This window comes from Candidatus Methylomirabilota bacterium (assembly GCA_035764725.1).
In the GTDB taxonomy this organism is placed as follows: domain Bacteria; phylum Methylomirabilota; class Methylomirabilia; order Rokubacteriales; family CSP1-6; genus DASRWT01.
Genome location: DASTYT010000152.1, coordinates 1 through 2,200, shown reverse-complemented (window position 1 = coordinate 2,200; position 2,200 = coordinate 1). Strand labels below are relative to the sequence as shown.

Below are 2,200 nucleotides of genomic sequence, written 5' to 3'. Positions count from 1 at the left end.
CCGGCCGCCGGAGGCTGGTGACGAGCCCGCTCCCAACCGGATCGGCAACAGAAGCGAAGACAATGGGGAGGGTTCTGGTCGCTCGCTTGGCGGCGAGGGGAACGACTGTGCTTCCTCCTTCGGTCACGATGACATCAACCTTGAGCGCAACCAGTTCAGCCGCGAGAGCGGGGATTCGTTCGACCACCTTCCCTTCGGCATCTCGGTCTTCGATCACGAGGTTGCGACCCTCGACGTACCCGAGGTCACGCAGTCCTTTACGGAAGGCCTCGCGCAGGTGGGGGCCAGTGGCCAGGTTGGGCGACAAGTACCCTATTCGAGCGATCTTGTCCGCCTGCTGCGCCTTATACTCCTGCGCGTGGGCCGCGGCGCCGATCGGTGCCAACCCGATGGCGACACTCGTGAGAAAGCGTCGTCGTGAGATCACGGGGCATCCTGCGCCGCGCAGGCGAGGGCCGGCGACGGGAACAATGAGGGAGAAGGGGAGAGAGGCGGGCCAACACGAGGCCCAGGGGCTTGCCGACCAGAGGACCCTGCTGCGCAGAGCCCCCGGAGGCTTACGCCGAGACTGTCCCGGTCGGCAAGCGAACGGCGCCACAGGTTCAAGAGAAAGTGGCCCCCCGGAGGGCCGGTATAAGGCCAACCTGGCCGTTCCCGCTCCTCGGCTCGGCGTGCAGGGCCCCGAAGGAGGTGGACGAGTGCGCTACTACGTGGGCGTCGATTGGGCAGATCAGACGCATGCCGTCTGGGTCGTGGATGAGAGTGGGACGAAGATCACCGGACGCACCGTGCCGCATACGGCGGCGGGCTTCAGCGAGTGGGGCCGGGAGCTAGACGAATGGCGCGCGCAGGGCATCGAGCGGTGGGCGGCGATCGAGCGGCCGGACGGGCGGGTGGTGGACTTCCTGCTCGACCATGGCGTCGTGGTCTACCCCGTGAATCCCAAGGCGCTGGACCGGGCCCGGGATCGGTTTCGACAGAGTGGGGCGAAGAGTGACCCGTTTGACGCGCGGGTGCTGGCCGACTTCCTGCGCACGGATCACCCCCACCTCCAGGCCTTGCAGCCGAGCTCGGACGCGGCCCAGGAACTCAAGCTCCTCACGGAGGACTGCCAGCGGCACATCCGCCAGCAGACCCGCCTCGTCAACCAGCTGACGACCACGCTGAAGGCGTACTACCCGCGGGCGCTCGAGGTCGCCGAGTTGACGACGGCCTTGGCGCGGGAGTTCCTGCAGGCCTATCCGACGCCGGAGACCCTGACCGCGCTGACGCAACGCCAGTGGCAGCGATGGGCGCGCGGCCGCCGGATGAGCGAAGCCCGCATCGGCGCCCTCTGGACGGTCCTTCAGCCGCCTCAGTTGCCCGTGCCGGCCCACGTGGTGCGCGCCAAGGCGCGGTTGATGCAGAGCTTGGTGGAGCAGTTGACCCCCGTCGTCGTCGCCGTCGCTCAGTACCGGACCGCGATCGACGATTTTTTCGCACGCATGCCGGCGGCGCAGTGGGCGCGGACCCTCCCGATCGGTAAGACCGGGATCACCGCGCCGACCCTCTGGGCCCGCCTGGGGGACGCCCCCGGTCGGTGGGAGTCGTTTCGACATCTGCAGGCGCAGGCCGGCGCCGTGCCCGTGACGAAACGCAGCGGCAAGCAACGGGTCGTCCACTTTCGCTTCGCCTGCGACAAGTCGTTGCGGCACGTGGTCGACCAGGTGGCCTTTCTCTCGCTGCTCTCCAGCGACTGGGCCCGGGCATACTACGACCAGCAGCGGGCGCGGGGCCACGCACATCACCAGGCGCTCCGGGCGCTCGGGGCGAAATGGCTGAAGATCATCTTCGTCATGTGGCACCGCCAGGTCCCGTACGACGAGCAGTACCACTTGGCCACCATGACGCGCCAGCAACTGCGGCAGCATCAGACAACCATCGCTTGACATGAACCAGAGAAAGTCTCGGCGGCGAGCGGCGCGGCGAGGAGGCCGCCCGCGATGGTCGCCATGAAGGCGCGTCGAGGCCTCTCGGGCAAGCCGATAGAGCTCATCCGGTGCGTGTGAAATCGAACGTCTTACGACGCGATCAGGCGGAAGCGGATCCCGCAGATCAGGACGAGGCCGCGGCGACCCGGATCCGAGCAGTCGAGGTCGAGGCCGGCCAGCCCCTCGCCGCGGCCGTCGCTGGCCTCGGTGAAGCGAAGCGTCGCATCATC

At 68.0% G+C, this 2,200-nt stretch carries 2 protein-coding genes; one reads left to right on the top strand and one right to left on the bottom strand.

Features of this window, described 5'->3' with window-relative positions; translation table 11 throughout:
- Window positions 1-427 (bottom strand): ABC transporter substrate binding protein (locus tag VFX14_24795; protein HEU5192914.1); only part of this gene is annotated, 427 nt, incomplete at its 3' end.
- A gap of 271 nt (window positions 428-698) precedes the next feature.
- Here VFX14_24795 and VFX14_24790 point away from each other — a divergent pair.
- On the top strand, window positions 699-1,928 hold the full coding sequence (locus VFX14_24790) for a transposase (GenBank protein ID HEU5192913.1): 1,230 nt from the start codon (window positions 699-701) through the stop codon (window positions 1,926-1,928).
- Window positions 1,929-2,200: the final 272 nt, after the last annotated feature.